Annotated in this window: 18 protein-coding genes; 5 read left to right on the top strand and 13 right to left on the bottom strand. The window is 61.7% G+C overall.

Annotation, left to right across the window (positions count from 1 at the left end):
- The coding region (locus tag NKJ18_RS28880; RefSeq protein ID WP_352761019.1) for a potassium transporter Kup at positions 1-1481 on the bottom strand (1481 nt) is incomplete at its 3' end.
- Positions 1482-1558: 77 nt separating this feature from the next.
- Positions 1559-2299 (bottom strand): pyridoxine 5'-phosphate synthase, encoded by a 741-nt coding sequence (locus NKJ18_RS28875; RefSeq protein ID WP_023690926.1) that lies wholly within the window; start codon positions 2297-2299, stop codon positions 1559-1561.
- A 112-nt stretch (positions 2300-2411) separates the two neighbouring features.
- Between NKJ18_RS28875 and NKJ18_RS28870 the strand changes: the two genes are divergently transcribed.
- Complete coding sequence (locus tag NKJ18_RS28870) at positions 2412-2831, top strand: SpoIIAA family protein (protein WP_023682069.1); 420 nt, start codon at positions 2412-2414, stop codon at positions 2829-2831.
- A gap of 34 nt (positions 2832-2865) precedes the next feature.
- Here the strand turns inward: NKJ18_RS28870 and NKJ18_RS28865 are convergent, their stop codons facing one another.
- From NKJ18_RS28865 to NKJ18_RS28830, 8 genes are all read right to left on the bottom strand, one after another.
- On the bottom strand, positions 2866-3993 hold the full coding sequence (locus NKJ18_RS28865) for an ATP-dependent DNA helicase (RefSeq protein ID WP_023668361.1): 1128 nt from the start codon (positions 3991-3993) through the stop codon (positions 2866-2868).
- 585 nt (positions 3994-4578) lie between these two features.
- Positions 4579-4953: a nitrile hydratase accessory protein gene (locus tag NKJ18_RS28860; protein ID WP_352761016.1), complete on the bottom strand. Its 375-nt coding sequence runs from the start codon at positions 4951-4953 to the stop codon at positions 4579-4581.
- Positions 4940-5599: a nitrile hydratase subunit beta gene (gene nthB, locus NKJ18_RS28855; RefSeq protein ID WP_023744643.1), complete on the bottom strand. Its 660-nt coding sequence runs from the start codon at positions 5597-5599 to the stop codon at positions 4940-4942. The genes NKJ18_RS28860 and nthB overlap by 14 nt, the downstream gene beginning before the upstream one ends.
- Positions 5596-6201, bottom strand: a complete 606-nt coding sequence (gene nthA, locus NKJ18_RS28850) for a nitrile hydratase subunit alpha (RefSeq protein ID WP_023751649.1) — start codon at positions 6199-6201, stop codon at positions 5596-5598. Before nthA ends, nthB begins: the two co-directional genes overlap by 4 nt.
- A 64-nt stretch (positions 6202-6265) precedes the next feature.
- Positions 6266-9427, bottom strand: a complete 3162-nt coding sequence (locus tag NKJ18_RS28845) for an efflux RND transporter permease subunit (RefSeq protein WP_352761012.1) — start codon at positions 9425-9427, stop codon at positions 6266-6268.
- Positions 9424-10713 (bottom strand): efflux RND transporter periplasmic adaptor subunit, encoded by a 1290-nt coding sequence (locus NKJ18_RS28840; RefSeq protein WP_023805518.1) that lies wholly within the window; start codon positions 10711-10713, stop codon positions 9424-9426. The genes NKJ18_RS28845 and NKJ18_RS28840 overlap by 4 nt, the downstream gene beginning before the upstream one ends.
- Before the next feature lie 225 nt (positions 10714-10938).
- Positions 10939-11535, bottom strand: coding sequence for a LysE family translocator (locus NKJ18_RS28835; protein WP_352761009.1), 597 nt, complete (start codon positions 11533-11535; stop codon positions 10939-10941).
- A 123-nt stretch (positions 11536-11658) separates the two neighbouring features.
- Positions 11659-12615 carry an acyl-CoA desaturase gene (locus tag NKJ18_RS28830; protein ID WP_023714739.1) on the bottom strand — a complete coding sequence of 319 codons (957 nt, stop codon included), beginning with the start codon at positions 12613-12615 and terminating at the stop codon, positions 11659-11661.
- A gap of 156 nt (positions 12616-12771) precedes the next feature.
- Between NKJ18_RS28830 and NKJ18_RS28825 the strand changes: the two genes are divergently transcribed.
- Positions 12772-13152, top strand: coding sequence for a metalloregulator ArsR/SmtB family transcription factor (locus NKJ18_RS28825; protein WP_023702997.1), 381 nt, complete (start codon positions 12772-12774; stop codon positions 13150-13152).
- 11 nt (positions 13153-13163) lie between these two features.
- Here NKJ18_RS28825 and ilvN read toward each other — a convergent pair whose 3' ends face one another.
- From ilvN to NKJ18_RS28810, 3 genes are all read right to left on the bottom strand, one after another.
- Positions 13164-13736, bottom strand: coding sequence for an acetolactate synthase small subunit (gene ilvN / locus NKJ18_RS28820; RefSeq protein WP_023668352.1), 573 nt, complete (start codon positions 13734-13736; stop codon positions 13164-13166).
- An 81-nt stretch (positions 13737-13817) separates the two neighbouring features.
- Positions 13818-15614, bottom strand: coding sequence for an acetolactate synthase 3 large subunit (locus NKJ18_RS28815; protein WP_023668351.1), 1797 nt, complete (start codon positions 15612-15614; stop codon positions 13818-13820).
- A 331-nt stretch (positions 15615-15945) separates the two neighbouring features.
- Positions 15946-16908, bottom strand: coding sequence for a DUF1236 domain-containing protein (locus NKJ18_RS28810; protein ID WP_352761007.1), 963 nt, complete (start codon positions 16906-16908; stop codon positions 15946-15948).
- A 579-nt stretch (positions 16909-17487) separates the two neighbouring features.
- Here NKJ18_RS28810 and NKJ18_RS28805 point away from each other — a divergent pair.
- The 3 genes from NKJ18_RS28805 (at position 17488) to NKJ18_RS28795 (ending at position 19989) form a co-directional block, all read left to right on the top strand.
- Positions 17488-17790 carry a DUF1236 domain-containing protein gene (locus NKJ18_RS28805; RefSeq protein WP_023731684.1) on the top strand — a complete coding sequence of 101 codons (303 nt, stop codon included), beginning with the start codon at positions 17488-17490 and terminating at the stop codon, positions 17788-17790.
- A 163-nt stretch (positions 17791-17953) separates the two neighbouring features.
- A complete protein-coding gene (locus NKJ18_RS28800; RefSeq protein ID WP_023690914.1) occupies positions 17954-19345 on the top strand; it encodes a sensor histidine kinase in 1392 nt (463 codons plus the stop codon).
- On the top strand, positions 19342-19989 hold the full coding sequence (locus NKJ18_RS28795; protein ID WP_023668347.1) for a LuxR C-terminal-related transcriptional regulator: 648 nt from the start codon (positions 19342-19344) through the stop codon (positions 19987-19989). Before NKJ18_RS28800 ends, NKJ18_RS28795 begins: the two co-directional genes overlap by 4 nt.
- The last annotated feature ends 7 nt before the right edge of the window (positions 19990-19996 follow it).

Raw genomic sequence — 19996 nt, 5'->3', positions numbered from 1 at the left:
AACACGGCGGTGCCGGACACCAGCTGCGGCTTCTTCTTCAGCAGATTGCCGGCGAGGAAATCGAGCGGGATTTCGTTGCGCCGGGTCTTGTCGAAGAGATAGCGGCTGCCGCGTATCCAGGTGGTCATGATCAGCCCCATGAGGCAGGCAACGGATATTGACACCCATCCGCCTTCCACGATCTTGACGACATTCGCCAGGAAGAAACCCATGTCGATGGTGCCGAACAGCAGCGCCAATGCCAGGGCGAGCCCAAGCTGCCATTTCCACAAATTGCGCATGACAACGAACAGCAGAATGGTTGTCATCAGCATCTCGCCGGTCACCGAAATTCCGTAAGCGGAAGCCAGCGAACTCGAGCTGCCGAAGCCGACAACCAGCAGCATCACTCCCATGGCGATGAGCAGGTTGACGCGCGGCATATAAATCTGGCCGCTCTGCATTTCGGACGTGTGCTGCACCTCGATGCGGGGCAGCAGGTTGAGTTGCACTGCCTGACGTGCCAGCGAAAAAGCACCCGAGATCACCGCCTGACTGGCGATCACGGTGGCGGCCGTTGCCAAGCCGACCATTGGCATCAGCGCCCAATCCGGCAACATCTCGAAGAATGGATTGGTCGGCCTGCCGCCATTCGCCAATACAAAGGCGCCCTGGCCGAAGTAGTTGAGCAGCAGGCAAGGAAACACCACGGAAAACCACGCGAGCACGATCGGCTTGCGCCCGAAATGTCCAAGGTCGACATAAAGCGCCTCGGCCCCCGTTACCGCCAGGAACACTGCACCAACGGTCACGAAAGCGGCGGTCGGCGTGCCGGCTAAGTAGGCGATCGCATAATACGGGTTGATCGCCAACAGCACCGAAGGATCATCCATCAGATGGTAGAGCCCGGAAACGCCGATGGCCAGGAACCATAGCGCCGTCACCGGCCCGAATACTGCCGCCACCTTCCCCGTGCCGAAGCGCTGCACGGAGAACAGAAATGCCAGGATGACCAAGGTGATCGGAACGACATAGGCCTCCAGCGTCGGTGTCACCACTTCCAGGCCCTCAACTGCCGACAGCACGGAAATGGCCGGAGTTATGATAGCGTCTCCGAAAAAAAGCGACGCCCCGCAAAGTCCGATGCCGAGGATAAGCTTGGCGCCTTTTGGATAGGCGCTGCGCGCCAGCGCCATCAGGGACAGCGTGCCGCCCTCGCCCTTGTTGTCGGCGCGAAGCACGAAAGCGACGTATTTTATGGTGACGATAATCGTCAGCGCCCAGACGATCAGCGACAGCACGCCCAGGACATCTATACGCGTGTCGGTACCAGGCGAAGCGTGAAGCGCCTCGCGGAAGGCATAGATCGGGCTGGTGCCGATATCGCCATAGACGACGCCAAGCGCGCCCAGCATCAGAACTTTGGTGCTGTGCTGTTCAGTTTGGGAGTGGTTCGGTTGTTCGACGGGTTCAGCCTCGCTACCGATGCTGGAAAGAGCCATCGACTACTCCCCGATCACCGCGCGGTGCGCCTTGCTTGCTGTCATGCGATATCACCTTCGACACGAGCCTACCACCGCTACCAACCGCAAGCCTTCAGAAACCGCCCCACCGTGCCGGCCATGCCATACTCCAACGCATCGGCTGTCAACCCGTGTCCGATAGACACTTCGGCCAATGCCGGAATGCGCTTTGCCAATGCCGGAAGGTTGTTCACCACCAGATCGTGCCCGGCATTGACCTGGAGCCCGGCGGCGAGTGCGGCATCCGCGGTTTTTCCCAATCTTTCCAGCTCCTTCCGCGCCTTGGCGGAATCGGAATGATAGCTGCCGTAGGGCCCGGTATAGAGCTCGATGCGGTCGGCGCCGGTGTCGCGCGCGGCATTGACGCCGGTGGGATCCGGATCGGAAAACAGCGACACGCGGAAGCCCCCTTTTTTCAGACGCTTGACGATCGGGATAAGGAACGCCGCCTCGGCGGCAAAGTTCCAGCCATGGTCCGATGTCGCCTGCGCCGGATCGTCGGGCACCAGCGTCACCTGCTCCGGCTGGTGTCTTTCCACAAGCGCCAGAAAATCCTCGGTCGGGTAGCCCTCGATGTTGAATTCCGCCTTGGGAAACTCGTCGTCGATCAGCGCCCGGATCTCCGGCAGGTCGGAATGCCTGGTGTGGCGCTCGTCGGGCCGCGGATGAACCGTCAGCCCGTGCGCGCCGGCCGCCAGCGCCAGGCGGCCGAGCCCGGTGACGCTCGGCCACGGCAGGTCGCGGCGGTTGCGCAGCATGGCGATGGCGTTGAGATTGACCGAGAGTTTCGCGGGCATGGCGTGAGGTCCGGCTGTTTGTGCAGCGCATCTATACTGCCTTTGATGGGAACAGACAGGGGCTTTCGGGTGTTCCAGTGATGACATCTGCTCGCAAGGGGGAACCCAGCCAATGAATTTTCTCCAATCCGTGCCCGCGATCCGCCGCCTCGAAACCGACCGTGAGGACCTTTTCGCCATCGACGTCGTCGGCCATGTATCGGCAGCCGACGGCGAAAATCTGTTCGGATTGCTGGAGGCTGCCTACGCGCTGCACCCGAGGATCGACGTCTTGGTGCGGCTGGTCGACCATGAGGGCGTCGACTGGATCGATATGGACGACGAGACGCTGAAACAAGGTACGGTTCATGCGCTAGAGCATATCGCCCGGTGCGCGACGATCGGTGAGCCGGACTGGATAGCGGATGCGCGGAACTTCCTTCCGGCTTCGCCACCCATCGAGTTCAGGCACTTCGCGGCCGAGGACGAAGCGGATGCCTGGCAATGGCTGGGTGCGACGCCACTCAGCCCTGCTGCGCCGGCTGCTACCTGACGCCGGCTATCTAACGCCAGCTATCCAACGCCAGTTATCTAACAATCGTCAGCCGCTCTGCCGCCCGCGTGATGGCGGTATAAAGCCAGCGCTGGCGGGTTTCCTTGAACGCCCAGCTCTCGTCGAACAGCACGACGTCGTTCCACTGCGAACCCTGCGCCTTGTGCACGGTCAGCGCGTAGCCATAGTCGAAATCGTCAAAGCGCTTCTTCTGCTGCCAGGGGATATCGGCGTCCGGATCCTCGAAAGCCGACTTGAGCAGCTTGATCTTGGCGACGCCGCGGTCGGGATCGTCCTCCTCGGGCGAGACCAGAAGGTTGATACCCGGCTTCACCGTCTCGCGCGACGAGGTCATCACCTTCCACAGCGAACCGTTGAGCAGGCCCTTGGCGGGGTCGTTGCGCAGGCAGACCAGCTTGTCGCCGGCCTGCGGATAATCGGCATTGAAACCCTTCAGCTCGCGCAGGCGCTGATTGTAGCGGCGGCGTGTGCGGTTGGTGCCGACCAACACCTGGTCCGCCTTCAGCACCAGCTCCTGGGTGACGTCCTCCTTGCCGATGACCTGCGCGGTGCCGTAGTCGCCACGCATGAACTCGCGGCCCTCGCGCACGTCGAGCGCCAGCTGGATGATCGGATTGTCGCGCGCCTGGCGGTGGATTTCGGTCAAGAGCACATCCGGCTCATGCTCGGTGAAAAAGCCGCCGCCCGAGATCGGCGGTAGCTGCGCCGGATCGCCAAGCACCAGGATCGGCGTGCCAAAACTCAGAAGGTCGCGGCCAAGCTGCTCGTCGACCATCGAGCATTCGTCGATGACCACCAGCTTCGCCCGTGAAATAGGGCTTTGGCGATTGAGCGAGAAGGTCGGCGACATCGAGGTCTTGCCGGTCACCTCGTCCGACACCGATTCCTCGCCCTTCGGCCGGTAGATCAACGAATGGATGGTGCGGGCATTGACCGCGCCCTTGGAACGCAGCACCTGCGCCGCCTTGCCGGTGAAGGCGGCGAACTGCACCTGCCCGTCGACATGCTCGGCAAAATAGCGCGCCAGCGTGGTCTTGCCGGTGCCGGCATAGCCGAACAGCCGGAAGACCTGCGGCCGGCCCTCTTTCAGCCAGCGCGCCACCGCCTTCAACGCCTCATCCTGTTGGGGAGAGAATTCCATCGGTTCGACAGACCGGATTCGCGAGAGAAAGACAAGCTTGGTGCCAACCACCGCTTAAAACGGTGGGATTGCCTCACCTTCAACGGGACAAACTAGCAGGCGCAAATGCGAACGTAAAGTGAACATGCAAGCGGATAACGAACGATTTGAGTTCAGGCACTTGAACCTAGATCGGGCAATGCCACTATCACGGACATGATCGAGATGCAGATCGGCGCAGACACCTATAAGCGAGGATATTGATGAGGTCGTTCGCAGACAGGCTGATCGGAAAGTCGATAAAGAAGATCGAAATCGGCGAACCTGGTTATGGCATCGTTGTCTCCTTGTCGGATGACGCAGGGTTCGCGATATATACCGAGGTCACGGCCTGTCTGAGTGACGAAAATGCCAGAACCATAGAACGTGTTACCATCAGCGACGAGCAAGTGATCCTCCACTTGGGTGACAACGACTTCGTCGCCATTTCCAAAACCGTGGCCGCTTCGCCGTCGTTGAGGCGTTTGTCTATGCGGACGACGAAGGCATGGTCGTCGAAAATTAGTTGTATCGGCCGCCAGATTTCAAACACCAACCACAGGCGGACTATATGTTCGCGCCGCCGCCGCTACCTCTGGTCGGCCCCGGATCGTTCTCCAACAAAATCGGCTTGCCGTGCGGGGTTGCATGCGCGGCGCGTTCCCAGGCGGCGGCGAGCGTGTCGACGTCACTTTTTCCCGCGACGCCCTTGGCCGCCAGCAGCGTCTCCAGCGCAGCCAGCCAATGCTCGTAGTAGTCGTGGCCGTCGCTTGCGGCGCCCGGCTTCTTCACTTGCGCCGACAGCGCATCGGCCCACTCGCTCCACGAAAACAGGCCCTTGTCATGCAGCGCCACCGCCATGGCGAAGGCTTCGGCCTGCCAGGGTTCGGCGAATACCGGTTCGTCCAGACCCGCCGGCAATGCACCTTCAGGCCGGCTCAAGATAGCTCTCCCAGGCATCGATCGAGACGGTCAGCGTCGGGTCGGCGCCCTCGCCCCAGATTTCCGAGCCATCGAAGACCACGGTATAGACCCATTGCGGGTTTTCACCGTTGCCATGCGCGTTGCTGTCGGGGAACACAAAACCGTCACGCACGGCCTCGATAACTCCGTGCTTGCCGCGCGCATAACGCGGCAGCCTCGTGTGGGCGGTGGGATTGAAATTCCTTGTCCGCACCGGGTCGCCGGCCTTGAAGCGCGGCGCTGTCTCGACCGGCCGGTCGCAGGGACTGCCCTTGGCCAGCACCGCCGGAACGTTTTCGGCCTTCAACACCCTTTTGGGCGTCGCCGCCGGATCGACCGCCCGACCTTCCGTCAGATCGCGCTCGCTGACGAAGCCATGGCGCTTCAGCAGCACCTCGAGCGCTTTGATCCATATCTGGTAGTAGCTTGAGGAATAATAGACGGCCGGATGCAGCGATTCCCTGGCGTGCCGGCTCTCGTCGATGTTCCACGCGCCCATGGCGCCGGCAGTCAGCGTCACGCCGAGCGCCCGCCTCTCCCAATCCGCATGAAAATACGGTTCGTCCTTTTCGGGCGCGACCGGCCCGAAACCCATCTGCCCACCGAGATCCTGCGGCCCGTTCATGCCGGTTCTCTCGCCACCGCCGTGCCGATCATCGCATCGCGGCTCACCAGTTCGGCGAGCTGGTCCTCACTCCAGCCTTCGGTACCGCCAGGCCGCATCGGCACCACGAGATAGCGCAGTTCGGCAGTCGAATCCCAGACGCGGATGTTTTTCTCCGCCGGCAAGGTCAGCCCGAACTCTTCGAGCACGCCGCGGGGATGGATCACCGCCCGCGAGCGATAGGGCGGCGCCTTGTACCAGACCGGCGGCAGCCCGAGCACCGACCACGGATAGCAGGAGCACAGCGTGCAGACGACGAGGTTGTGCGTCTCGTCCGTGTTGAACACCGCCTGCATGTGCTCGCCCTGGCGGCCGCTATAGCTCAGCGACGCGATCGCTCCCGTCGCATCGCGCTTCAGCCACTCGGCATAGGCCGGATCGCTCCAGGCTTTCGCCACCACCCTGGCGCCGTTGCGGGGTCCGATCTTGGTCTCATAGGTGTCGACGATGACGTCGATCGCGGCCGGATCGATCAGGCCTTTTTCGGTGAGGATGGTCTCCAGCGCGCGCACGCGCGCCGCAAACGGGTCGAGTTCGTTGTCGTGGTCATGATCATGGGACATGACCTCAGATTAGGATCGGCGGCACGCGGCCGCAAGCATGACAGCTTGGGCCACGGGCTATCGCCTATTCGGCGGCGGCCCTTTGCGGCTCGAGCCGATCCTCGGGAGCGAACAGCGAGGCCTGCTCGCCGCTCTCGACCGCATGCAGCTCCGGCCTGTTCTTTTTCGAAGAGAAGAAGCTCACCAGCCAGCCGGAGAAATTCTCGAAATAGACATAGATGACAGGGGTGACGAACAGCGTCAGCGCCTGGGAAGCGAGCAGCCCGCCGACGACCGCGACACCGAGCGGCTGGCGCAGCTCAGCACTGGCGCCGGTGCCGAGCGCGATCGGGAACGTGCCCATCAGCGCCGCCAACGTCGTCATCATGATCGGCCTGAAACGCATCAGGCACGCCTTGTGTATGGACTCCTTGGCCGACATGCCTTCTCGTCGCAGCTCCAGCGCGACGTCGACCATCATGATGCCGTTCTTCTTGACGATGCCGATCAGCATCAGGATGCCGATCACCGCGATCACCGACAGGTCCATGCCGGCAAAGCGCAGCGCGACCACCGCGCCCAGCACCGCCGAAGGCAGGCCGGTCAGAATGGTCAGCGGATGGATGAAGCTCTCATAGAGGATGCCGAGTACGATATAGATGGTCAGAACGGCGCCGCCGATCAGCAGGCCCTGATTGGCCAGCGAATCCTGGAAGGTCTTGGCGGTGCCGGCAAAGCTGGTCGAAATCGCCGGCGGCATGCCGATCTGCTCCTTCAGCGCGGCGATGCGGGCCGTGCTGTCGCCCAGCGCCACGCCTTGCGGCAGGTTGTAGGAGATGGTCACCGCCGGCAGCTGGCCGAGCTGGTTGACCGTCAGCGCGCCGGCGGTGCGGTCGACGCGGGCAAAGGCGCCGAGCGGCACCAGGCTGCCGCTTGCCGTCCTGACCTGGATGGCCAGCATGCGCTCGGGCGACCATTCGATGTTGGGATCGAGCTCCATGATGACTTCGTAGCTGTCGGCCGAGCCGAAGATCGTCGAGACCTGCTCCGTGCCGAAGCCGCCATAGAGACTGGAGCGCAGCGTGTCGGTGTCGATGCCGAGCGAGGCCGCCTTGTCGCGATCGACCACCAGCGTCGCCTGCAATGAATTGTTCTGCAAATCGCTGGTGACGTCGGTGAAATTCGCATGATCGGCCGCCATCGCATCGTCGAGCTTTTGCGCCCATGTGTCGGTCAAGCCGGTATCGAGGCCCTGAACGACGAGCTGGTAGGCGCTGGCGGAAGAACGCGCGCCAAGCCGCAGGTTCTGCACCGGCTGCATATAGGCATCGATCCCCGGCACAGTGGCCAGTTGCCGCCGCAGATCCGACAGCACCTTGTCGATGTCGGGGCGCTGGCTCTTGTCCTTCAGCTGCACATAGAGCTGGCCCTGGTTCAGCGCATTGTTGCCGCCGCCGGCTGACCAGGCGACATGCGAGACATAGGGCGAATGCGAGAAGACACTTGCCGCCTGGTTCTGCAGCTTGACCATGGCGTCGTAGGAGATGTCCTGCCTGGCGATCGTCGTAACCGAGATCTGGCCGATATCCTCTTGCGGGAAAAAGCCTTTCGGCGAGACCTCGATCAGCCAGACCGACCCTGCCGCCGTGCCGGCGAAGACGAGGAACACCAGAAAAGTGTGGCGCAGGCAGAAGGTCAAAAGCCGGTCATAGCCGCGGGTGACGATATCCTGCTTGTGGCCGGGGGCATGCTTGTCGCGATCGGCCTTGGTCACCGACAGCAAGCGCGAACACAGCATTGGCGTCAGTGTCAGCGACACGAACATCGAAGCCAGGATGGCGACCGTCACCACGACGGCGAATTCGTTGAAGATGCGGCCGATGACGCCGCCCATTAGAAGCACGGGGATGAACACCGCCACCAGCGAGATCGAGATCGAGATGATGGTGAAGCCGATTTCGCGCGCGCCCTTCAGCGAGGCATCGAAGGCCGAGAGACCGTCCTCCTCCATGTGGCGAAAGATGTTTTCCAGCATGACGATGGCGTCGTCGACGACGAGGCCGACTGCGAGCGTCAGGCCCATCAGCGAGATGTTGTCGATGGAGAAGCCGAACAGGAACATGGCGCCGAGCGTCGCGATCAACGAGATCGGCACCGCCACGGCCGGAATGATGGTTGCAGTCACCCGGCGCAGGAAGACGAAGATCACCATCACCACCAAAGCGATGGTCAGAAGCAGCGTGAACTGGACGTCGTCGACGGCCTGGCGGATCGAGGTCGAGCGGTCGTTGAGCAGCTTTATGTCGGCTGCGGCCGGCATCTGATCCCTGAACGACGGCAGCATCGCCTTGACCTTGTCGACGACGTCGACGGTGTTGGCGTCGGGCTGGCGCTGCACCGCCAGGATGATGGCGCGCGTGCCGTCATACCAGCTTGCAGTCGTCGTGGTCTCGACCGAGTCGATGACGCGGGTCACCTCGCCCAGCCGCACCGGATGGCCGTTCTTGGTGGCGATGATGAGGTTGGAGAACCCGGCGGCATCGGTGAGCTGCGTATTGGCCGTGATGGTCAGCTGCTGCTTGTCGTTCTGCAACACGCCAAGCGGCGTGTTTGAGTTGGCCGAGGCGATCGCCGTCTGCAGCTGATCGATCGAAATGCCGCGCGCGGCAAGTGCGGTCGGATCGATCTGCACGCGCACCGCATATTTCTGCTGGCCGAAGATCGACACCTGCGCCACGCCGTCGATGGTCGACAGCGAGGGCGAGATGACGTTTTCGGCGAAGGCGTCGAGGTCGGTGAGCGGAACCGTGTCGCTGACCAGCGACATCAAAAGGATCGGCGCGTCGGCCGGATTGACCTTGCGATAGCTCGGCGGCGCCGTCATCTCGGGCGGCAGCTGGCGCTGCGTGCGCGCGATCGCTGCCTGCACATCGGCGGCGGCAGCGTCGATATCCCTGTTGAGCACGAACTGGATGGCGATCGAGGTGCGTCCCAGCGAATTGCTGGTCGAGATCGAATCGATGCCGGCAATGGTGGCGAACTGCTTGATCAGCGGCGTCGCCACCGAAGTGGCCATGGTTTCGGGCGAAGCGCCGGCCAGGGTGGCCGAGACGTTGACGACCGGGAATTCGGCGCTCGGCAGCGCCGCCACCGGCAGGAACTTGTAGGCGAACAGCCCGCCCAGCACGAGGGCGAACGACATCAGCAGCGTGGCGACAGGCCTGCGTATGCAGAATTCGGAAATCATTGGGCAGCCGCCTTGCCGGCCTCGGCGACCTTGGGAGCAGCTTGATCACCGCCGGCCGCCTTGCCTTCGTGAATGGCGGCGCCGTCCTTCAGCCTGGTCTGGCCCTCGACCACCACCTTCTCGCCTGATTTGACGCCCTCGCTGATGGCGCTGTTTTCGCCTTCGGTCAGCGCCACCTGCACCGGTCGCATCTCGACCGTGTTGTCGGGCTTGACGACATAGACGAACGGTCCCTTTTGGCTGGGCTGCACGGCAACGGTCGGGATGGATGTCATCTGCGGCATGATGCCAGCGTCGAGCACGACATTCACATATTGCCCGGGCCACAGTGAAAGATCGGCGTTGGGAATGCTCGCCCGTGTCGCGATGGTGCCGGACGCGGTGTCGACGCTGGAATCGACGAAGTCGAGCGTGCCGTTGCCGATCGGCGTCGGATCGCCATCCTTGGTCAGCGTCACCGCGCCTTGCTGCGGGTTGGCCAGCGCCTTGTGCAGCAGCGCCAGGTTGCTCTCCGGCAGGTTGAAGTTGACTTGCAGCGGATCCATCTCGGTGATCGTCACCAGCGGCGTGGCCGTGCTCGAGTTGCCGTTGCTCAAGGTGACGAGGTCACCGACCGAAACGTTGACCGCGCCCAGCCGGCCGGCAATCGGCGCCTTGATGCTGGCAAAGCCGAGCTGGACATTGTCGGCGTCGATCGTCGCCTTGTCGGCATCGACCGTCGCCGCGGCAGCCTTTTGCGCCGCCACCGCCTGATCGTAAGTCTGCTGCGTGCCGGCCTGCTTGGCGACGAGATCCTTGGCGCGCTGAAGGTCGGAGCCCGAACTGGTTAGCAGCGCCTGGTCCTTGGCGAGCGTCGCCTGATCCTTGGCAAGCTGCGCCTTGAGCGCCCTGTCGTCGAGCGAGAACAGCAGGTCGCCGGCCTTCACCATCTGGCCGTCCCTGACGTCGATCGATACGATCTGGCTGGACACGCGGGCGTTGATGTTGACCACGGCCGGCGAAGACACGAAGCCGATGGCGTAACGGCGGATCGGAAAATCGGCCGTTGTCGCGGTGGCCGAGACGATCGAGGCCGAACGGGCGGCATTGCCGCCGGCGCCGGATTTGCCCCCTGCCTTGTCGGCCGAAGCCTTGTCCGATCCAGCCGGCTTGTCCGCCGCTGCCGTCTGCCTGGCGCCCGGCAGCATCTGCTGCAGACTGCTCATCGCCGCCGGCGAAAAATAGACCCATGCCGCGGCGACACAGGCCGCTGCCACCACCACCGCCAGAACGACTTTACCGCGCATCGACTAAAAGCCCTATGATCCGACACGCCGAACCCGGTGGTCTCATTCTACGCAATCACGGCGCCTTGCCGCGATCTCGCCGAAGTAGATAGGACGCACATTTGTCGGAAAAGGGCCAAAACACGGCATTACGAAGATTTAATGTGCACTGCACAATGACTATGCAGCCGGCTCAGCAGTCGGAAAACCAGCCAGGATGCGGTTGAGATCTCAGGCGGGATGCGTCTATTTCAGCATCGGCCAGAGCGTCGCCGCCAAGAGCACGCCCATGGCGATGTTGAACCATTTCAGCCGCACCGGATCCGACAGGAACCCGCGCAGCGCTGTGCCGAAACCGGCCCACATCGAGACGCTCGGCAGGTTGACGACGGTGAAGGCGATCGCGATCAGCGCCACCGACAGGAACGGGTGGTCCGGATTGGAGTAGACGGCCATGGCGGTGATCGCCATCACCCAGGCTTTCGCATTGACCCACTGGAATGCGGCTGCCTCGATGAACCGCATCGGCCGTGCCTCCGTCTCACCCTTGCTGGACAGCGAGCGCGACATGGCGATCTTCCAGGCGAGATAGAGCAGATAGGCAGCGCCGGCGATCTTCAATCCGGTGTGCAAGGCCGGAAACGCCGTAAGCACCGCGCCCAGGCCAAGGCCGACAGCAAGCAACAGCACCAGGAAACCCATGCTGATGCCCAGCATATGCGGAATGGTTCTGACCAGGCCGAAATTCACGCCCGACGCCAAGAGCATGAGGTTGTTCGGCCCCGGCGTGATCGAGGTCACGAAGGCGTAGACCAAAAGGGCAAGGAAAGCGTCGAGGGTCATGACGGCTCACAAAGGTCAGCAATGCTGACTTAAATCGACAGAGCGCTGGACGCAACCTCATTCCATTGGTCCAAAGCGCTCCGCCGTGATCCGCCTATCCCGAGCCAGCCAGGCCGGCACAGTCTACCTGCCGTGGGCCCGCGCCGACAACAGGCTGGGAGCGGCGGCGGCCTCCTGACGGCCAGCCACACGCCGCAGGCCTTTGCGCCTCGGCGTGTTCCCGGGAAGCTTCACGCCATGCGCGAGGCCGAGGGCAGCCAGGATGCGGATGAAGAGCCAGCCGAGATCGATCTGCCCGCGTTCCAGGCCAAGCTTTGCGGATTCGGGAAACGCATGGTGATTGCCGTGGAAACTCTCGCCAAAGGTCACCAGGCCGAAACGCGGCAGGTTGTAGCCCTGCACGGCAACGCCATCGACGCGCCAGCCCTGCTGCCCGCTGCGATGTGCGAAATGCCCGACCAGCCAATGCCCGGTCAGCGACACGGAGATACGCACCGCAATGCCCCAGACCACCCAGCTCCACCCGCCGAGGAGCAAGAAAAGGATCGCCCACGGCAGTTGCTGCAGCATCCAGGTCCGCTCGACGAATTTGTAGAAGCGGTCGTTTCTGATCGACGGCTCGATGACGAAGTCAGGCGGATTGCGCAACGCTACGGCGCAATGCATTTGCCAGAAAGCGTCGGTGAAGAAAGGCCGGCGGTGGGCGTGCAGGTCGTGACAAGCCGTCTGGCGCTGCGCCCAGTCTCGTATGTCATGCGCATAGATCATGCCGAACGGACCGGCCATGCCGACGAGCGTGCCGAGATAGACCAGCGCGTGTTTGAGCCAGATGTGAACCTTGAACGAGCGATGGATGAGCAGGCGATGCATGCCGACCGAGTGTCCGGCGCAGATCGTCACCGCCGTCGTCGCTACGAACAGGGCGAAAGCGCTCCAGCTGAAGGTCAGCGGCCCGAACACCAACGCAATCAGCGTCATCGCACCGACCCAGATCGACTTGGCCGGCATCCAGACGACCTCGCCATCTTCGGCATCGCTCAAGGGCTGCGAGATCATTCTGCCTGTGGATATGGTCTTCATCGGTACCCCTCCTCTGCAGGAAACATTTCCGGACCAAAGAGCCTTGCCTTCCGGCGCGCCGGCGCTTATTTAGGCAATAAGCTAACTATCTACTATTCCGATTTAGGTATTTAGGCAATAGACTAAATACCGGAAGCGAAACGACAGAGGCAGGCTGTGATCGAAGACAATGCAGCGGATGGCGACACGGCTATCGGGGCAAGCAGCGCCATACAGCGCGTGTTCGAGGCGCTGTCATCGCAGCCGAGGCGCAAGATCCTCGCCTATCTCGCCCACTCCTCGCTGACCGCGGGCGAGATCGCGGCGCGCTTCGACATGTCGAAGCCGTCGATCTCGCAGCATCTGAGCATCCTGGAGACGGCCGGCCTCATCGCCAGGGAGCGGCAGGGACAATTCATCCGCTACTCGCTGGTCCAGAACAATCTGGTTAACACGCTGAACGGCTTCGTCCAGGACGTCTGTCCGGTATCGCGCCCGATCAAAAGGGAGAGTAAGAATCTGGCGAGCGGCAAGGTCGATCCCAAGCCGGTAAAATAGTTGGACTGAGACTACATCCCTTGCGGGCCGCGGTTCATCGCCGCCACGCCGGTGCGGCAGATCTCGACCAGGCCGAGCGGCTTCATGATGGCGATGAACTGGTCGAGCTTCGAACCCTTGCCGGTAATCTCGAAGATGAAGTGCTCGGTGTTGGCGTCGATGACCGAAGCGCGAAAAGCGTCCGCCAGACGCAGCGCCTCGACGCGGGCTTCGCCGGTGCCGGCGACCTTGACCAGCGCCAACTCGCGTTCCAGCGGCCGCTCCTGGCCGAACTCGTGCGAGCGCACGGTGAGATCGACGACGCGATGCACCGGTACGATGCGTTCGAGCTGGTGCTTGATCTGCTCCAGCACATGCGGCGTGCCGCGCGTCACGATGGTGATGCGCGACAGGTGCTTCTCGTGTTCGGTCTCGGAGACGGTGAGGCTCTCGATGTTATAACCGCGGCCGGAAAACAGGCCGATGACCCGGGCAAGCACACCGGGCTCATTGTCGACCAGCACGGAGAGCGTGTGGTTCTCCGGCTTTTCCGTTTCCTTGGCGATGAAATAGGCGGAGCCGGTCGGTTGAAGCTGTGCGTTCATGACATGAATCTCGATTTCAGACTTTGAGCTAATTCTCTGTTTGCGCACGGCTTCTCGCGACAGCCCTGCCCCGGCTTGGACCTAGACCAGTTCCCTGCCCTTGGCGTCGATGGCGTTGGCCACGGCTTCGTCGGTCGCCTCGTCGGGCAGGAGCATTTCATTATGCGCCTTGCCCGACGGGATCATCGGGAAGCAGTTGGCGAGCGTCGCCACCCGGCAATCGAACAGCACCGGCTTCTTCACCGCGATCATCTCCTTGATCGCATCGTCCAGCTCGTCCGGCTTCTCGCAGCGAATGCCATGGCCGCCATATGCGTCGGCCAGCTTGACGAAGTCGGGCATCGCTTCGGTGTAGGAATGCGACAGACGGTTGCCGTGCAGCAGCTGCTGCCACTGGCGCACCATGCCCATATACTGGTTGTTGAGGATGAAGATCTTGATCGGCGCATTGTGCTGCACCGCCGCGCTCATCTCCTGCATCGTCATCTGCACCGAGGCATCGCCTGCGATGTCGATGACCAGCGCATCCGGGTGCGCGATCTGCACGCCGAGCGCAGCCGGCAGACCGTAGCCCATCGTGCCCAACCCGCCCGACGTCATCCAGCGGTTCGGCTTCTCGAAATGATAGTGCTGCGCCGCCCACATCTGGTGCTGGCCGACCTCGGTGGTGATGTAGGTGTCCATGTCCTTGGTCAGTTCGTAGAGCCGCTGGATGGCATATTGCGGCATGATCACATCGTGGTTCATCTTGAACGCGAGCGAGTCACGCGCGCGCCATTTGGCGATCTGCTCCCACCAGGGATGGAGCGCCTTCTTGTCGGCCTTGGCGCTCGCCCGCCACAGCCGCACCATGTCCTCCAGCACCCGGCCGACATCGCCGATGATGGGCACTTCCGTGTGCACGTTCTTGTTGATCGACGATGGATCGATGTCGATGTGGATCTTCTTCGAGTTGGGCGAGAAGGCGGTCAGCCGTCCGGTGATGCGGTCGTCGAAGCGCGCGCCGATGCAGATCATCACGTCGCAATCATGCATCGCCATATTGGCTTCATAAGTGCCGTGCATGCCCAGCATGCCCATCCAGTTCTTGCCCGATGCCGGATACGCGCCGAGGCCCATCAGCGTCGAGGTGATCGGGAAGCCGGTGAGGTCGACCAGTTCGCGCAGAAGATGGCTGGCCTCCGGACCGGAGTTGATGACGCCGCCGCCCGAATAGATGATCGGCTTCTTGGCGCTGGCCATCAGTTCGACGGCGGCCTTGATCTTTTCCAGGTCGCCCTGGACCTTCGGCTGGTAGCTGGTGCGCGGCGCCGCCTGCGGCGGCACATAGATGCCTTTGGCGAACTGCACATCCTTCGGAATGTCGACCACCACCGGGCCGGGGCGGCCGGTCGTCGCGACATGGAAGGCCTCATGGATGGTGGCGGCCAATTCGTTGACGTCCTTCACCAGCCAGTTGTGCTTGGTGCAGGGGCGCGTGATGCCGACCGTGTCGCACTCCTGGAACGCGTCGGAGCCGATCAGCGAAGTCGGCACCTGCCCGGTCAGGCAGACCAGCGGGATCGAATCCATCAGCGCATCCTGCAGCGGCGTCACCGCATTGGTGGCGCCCGGGCCGGAGGTCACCAGCATGACGCCGGCCTTGCCGGTCGAGCGGGCATAGCCTTCGGCCGCATGCCCTGCGCCTTGCTCGTGGCGGACGAGGATGTGCTCGACCTCGTCCTGCTGGAAGATTTCGTCATAGATCGGAAGCACCGCGCCGCCGGGATAGCCGAAGACATGCTTGACGCCATTGTCCTTCAGCGCCTGCACCACCATTTCGGCGCCAGTCATTTCCCTGTTTGGCATTTCGCGCCGTTCGTTCTGTCCGTTGCTCATCGGTCTGGTCCCGTACTTCTAGCCATGAGGCGATTGCTGGTCGTTTAGTCGTGTTTCGGGCAATAAAAAAGGCCCCCGATGGGAGCCTGTGTGTTGCGCATGGGAGGTTTTCGCCCGGCGGTTACACCGCCTTGCCCACGCGCTTTCCTACGAGAATGAGTGCCTTTTTCATCGTGGCGGACACTACGAGGGTGAAAGGCAAGGTGTCAACGGGAAAAACGCGCGATGCGAAAGACAAAGCAAGTGGCCCGCCGCCTCTGGTCGGCGGGCCACCGCGGCGCATACGATACCCCTCAATCGCACCGCGCCGGGAACAAGAGCCACTGCCGTGTCACGTCAGGATCAGCACGATCTTGTACGTATCCGGGTCGACGATGACGATGCGCCCGTCGGCCAGCACGAAGTACTCATAGGATTCGTAAGCCGGGACGATCTTGACAATGCGCGCCGGCAGACGGTGCAGGCGCACTTTGTGCCGCGGCACCTCGATGCCGACCGAAATGTCGAAGTCGACGTTCTTCACCGGCTCAACCCTGGTCTCGTGGATGATCTGCGTGACCTGCGTCTTCTGCTCGACTGTCACGTTGTTGATCGAGGCCGTATTGCCCTGGTCGGTCTGGACGTTTGTGTTGCCCTGAGCGTTCTGCTCGGTGCTGGTCCCGGCTTTGCCCTGGGCCTGCTGGTCCGTGCTGGTGCCGGTCTGGCCCTGAGCGTTCTGCTCGGTGCTGGTCCCGGCTTTGCCCTGAGCCTGCTTCTCGGTGCTGGTGCCGGTCTGGCCCTGAGCGTTCTGCTCGGTGCTGGTCCCGGCCTTGCCTTGGGCCTGTTCATCCGTCTTGAGCTTGGCCTTGCCCTGAGCCTGCTTCTCGGTGCTGGTGCCGGTCTGGCCCTGAGCATTCTGCTCGGTGCTGGTCCCGGCTTTGCCCTGGGCCTGTTCATCCGTCTTGAGCTTGGCCTTGCCCTGAGCCTGCTGATCGGTCGTGGCGCCGGCCTGACCCTGAGCATTCTGCTCGGTACTGGTCCCGGCCTTGCCCTGTGCCTGTTCATCCGTCTTGAGCTTGGCTTTGCTCTGAGCCTGCTGATCGGTCGTGGCGCCAGCCTGGCCCTGTGCATTCTGATCGGTCTGTGACTTCATCTTGCCTTGCGCCTGTTCGCCGGCCTTGCCGCCCTTCTGGCAATCGGCCGCGCCAGCGGCGCAGTTGTCGCCGCCGCTCGGCTGCACAGCCTGGGTCTGGGCGATCGCGGCGCCGCACCCGACGCCAAGCGCAATCATGCTCGTGATCAACACATGTTTCATCTGCTTTCTCCTTAAAGAGTCGGTCCCTCAGCCTAGCCAACTCTGTCAAAAATACTTTGTTCCGCATTTTGCGAATAAAATCGGGCTTCTAAGAAGACCAATAAATGTAGGCAGTAGTTTTGCCAACAATCAGCTACAAATTGCATCAAAAAATTAATGCAACGCAAGATTTTTGCTTTTTTCTGAGCTTGTGATCCCATAGCGATGACACCAGCCTCACAAGCTTAGAAGTACTCCCGTCGTCATGACCAGGATGGCTACCCCGAAAACAGGCAAGAGCAACCATCGTGCCTGATGGACGCTGTTGTCCATTAACGCCTCCCACAAGTGCTGATCTCAACGATGCCGAGAACCCTGTGTTCCGCCCTGAGGAGGCTCTAGGACCTCTACAGCCTGGCACCAGACTTTGGTCCCTCTCCCTATAGTCCATTGGCCCGATGACGCCCGGACCGAAGCCCCACGCGGGAACGCAGCCGCGAAAAGCCCGTTCGGCTTGCGGTGTGCATCAACCTCACCAACAACCACCGTATCGGAATCGAGCTCGCGCAAGATGCATGAGCGTTGATGAAGGAGAGAATCATGACGACCATGTACCAGTCGACCGCAATTGCCGGATTCTTGCTGCTCGCGAGCGCGGGCGTAGTTGCCGCTCAAGACGTCATCATCGCGCCGGAGCAGGAAACGGTTGTGCGCGAATACGTGAAAAAGCAGCCCCTTGCGTCGGTGAAGATTCCAGGTGTCGAATTGAACGTGGGGACCGCCATTCCCGACACGGTGGAACTGCATGAAGTGCCGAGCGTCAAGTATCGCTACGTTGTGGTCGACGGGCGAACCGTGCTGGTCGACCCCGGCACGCGGAAGATCGTCAAGATCATACAGTAACGCTGATCCCACCGCCGTTCCCCGCGGGTGGCGGTGGGATCATGCCCTGAAATTGCGGTTTCCCCGGCAATTCAACCTAGCGCTTGCTCGCACCATCGACCGTTCTAGATGTAGGATGGCTTAGGCATTTTGGCGCGGCCAAAGTCGCGGGGTCGGTTGAGACGTGCGCTACATTGATAGTCTCTATCAAAACTGGAACAGGCTATCGTTGGCTTGGCAGTTCATCATAGTCGGAAGCATTGGGCTGCTGTCGCTGATGCTGGTCGTCGGCCTATGGGTCACCTCGCAAATACGAGATGGAGTGATCCGCAACTCTGCAAGCACGACCGCGCTTTACGTCGACAGTGTCATCGCGCCAATCCTGCCGGATATGCGCAAAAGCCAGCAGCTCAGCGACACCGTTAAACGGGCGCTCGATGAAACCCTGGACCAGGGTGCTCTCGGCAAAAAACTGGCGTCGTTCGTGCTTTGGCGGCGTGATGGCAAGGTGCTGTACGCCAAAGACGCGGCTCTTATCGGCCAGACCTTCGAGCCAAATGCGAACTTGCTGCATGCGTTCGGTGGAAACGTGGTGGCGCAATTCAATGATCTGGACGAAAATGAAAGGAAGGAACGGAAGAGCCCCACCGCCTCGCTGCTCGAGATCTACAATCCGGTTCGAGAGCCGTGGTCGGGCGATGTTGTGGCCGTTTCCGAGTTCTACGAGATAGCCGACGATCTTCAGGGCACTTTAAACTCGGCACTATGGTCGAGCTGGCTGCTCGTGGCTGGCGCGACCGCGGTCGCCTTGGCGATGCTCTCGGGAATCGTGCTTCGCGGCAGCAGCACTATCGAAACGCAGCGTTCAGCGCTTGAGACACAAGTGGCCGAACTTCAGTTGCTTTTGGAGCAGAATTCCGCTTTGCGGGAGCGCGTCCAGCAGGCGTCGCGCCGCGCAACGGCAATCAACGAGCGTTACTTGCGTCGCATCGGGTCTGATTTGCATGACGGTCCAGCTCAGCTGGTCGCACTGGCTGCGCTGCGCATGGACAGCCCTCTGCTGCTCGATCCCGCCGCATCCCCAAGCCACCGGAAGACCGAGATCGCCGATATCCATCATACGTTGGACGAGGCGATGCGGGAGATCCGCGCCATCTGCACCGGCCTCGTGCTGCCACAGATCGAAGCTTCGACAGTCGCGGAGATATTGCGGCTTGCGGTTGCCGAACATGAACGCCGGACGGCCTCCTCCGTATCGCTTTCACTGCCATCTCGCCTGCCCGACCTGGGGACGTCCGAGAAAATAAGCATCTTTCGCTTCGCGCAGGAGGGGCTGAACAATGCCTGGCGACACGGTCTGGGCAAGGGGCAGGCTGTCAAGGCGAGAGTGACGCAGGGCAAGCTCCTCATTCAAGTGCTTGATCACGGCCCTGGATTCCAGTCGGGATCGTGTGAAGGACTTGGACTCGCCGGTATGAGGGAACGTATCGAAAGTATCGGAGGTCACTTCGAGACCTTTTCGAGCCCCAGGGGGACCCGGCTGACCATAACGCTCAACATCGAGGACCAGAAATGACCGCTCCCATAAGGATTGCCATTGTTGATGATCATCCGCTGTTTCGCGAGGGTGTGGCTCGCAGCCTCGCCGAAATCGGCGGCTTCGAAGTCGTTGGTGCGGGCGAAACCGCGACGGATGCCGAACAGCTTGCGGCCTTGGCAAATCCCGACATATTGCTGCTAGACATCAGTTTGCCGGGAGGGGGTCTGGCGGCAGCGGAAAATATTCTTGCAACTCAGCCTGACTGCAAGATCGTCATGCTCACCGTCTCGGAGGCGAACGCCGATTTGGCAACGGCGCTCAGGCTGGGCGTACGCGGATATGTGCTGAAAGGGATTGGGGCGGCATCGCTGGCCGAGGTGCTGACTTATATAGCCGCAGGAAAAAAATATGTTTCGCCGACCCTGTCAGCGCAGCTTTTGAATGAACTGATCCGGCCGGAAAAGCGCACAACCGATCTCGTTGCCAATCTCTCGGGACGCGAGCTTGGGATAATCTCCTTGGTAGGCGAAGGACTGAGCAATAAAGAAGTCGCCAAACGTCTCAACCTGCAGGAGAAAACGGTAAAACACCACATGACTCGGATATTTCAAAAGCTAAAGGTGCGAAACCGCACCGAAGCAGCCATTCTTATGCACGCGCCCAAAACGGGTCTTGTATAGGGAGATC

This window comes from Mesorhizobium sp. M0217 (assembly GCF_040321955.1).
GTDB lineage: Bacteria > Pseudomonadota > Alphaproteobacteria > Rhizobiales > Rhizobiaceae > Mesorhizobium.
This window is presented reverse-complemented; position numbering and strand designations above follow the sequence as displayed.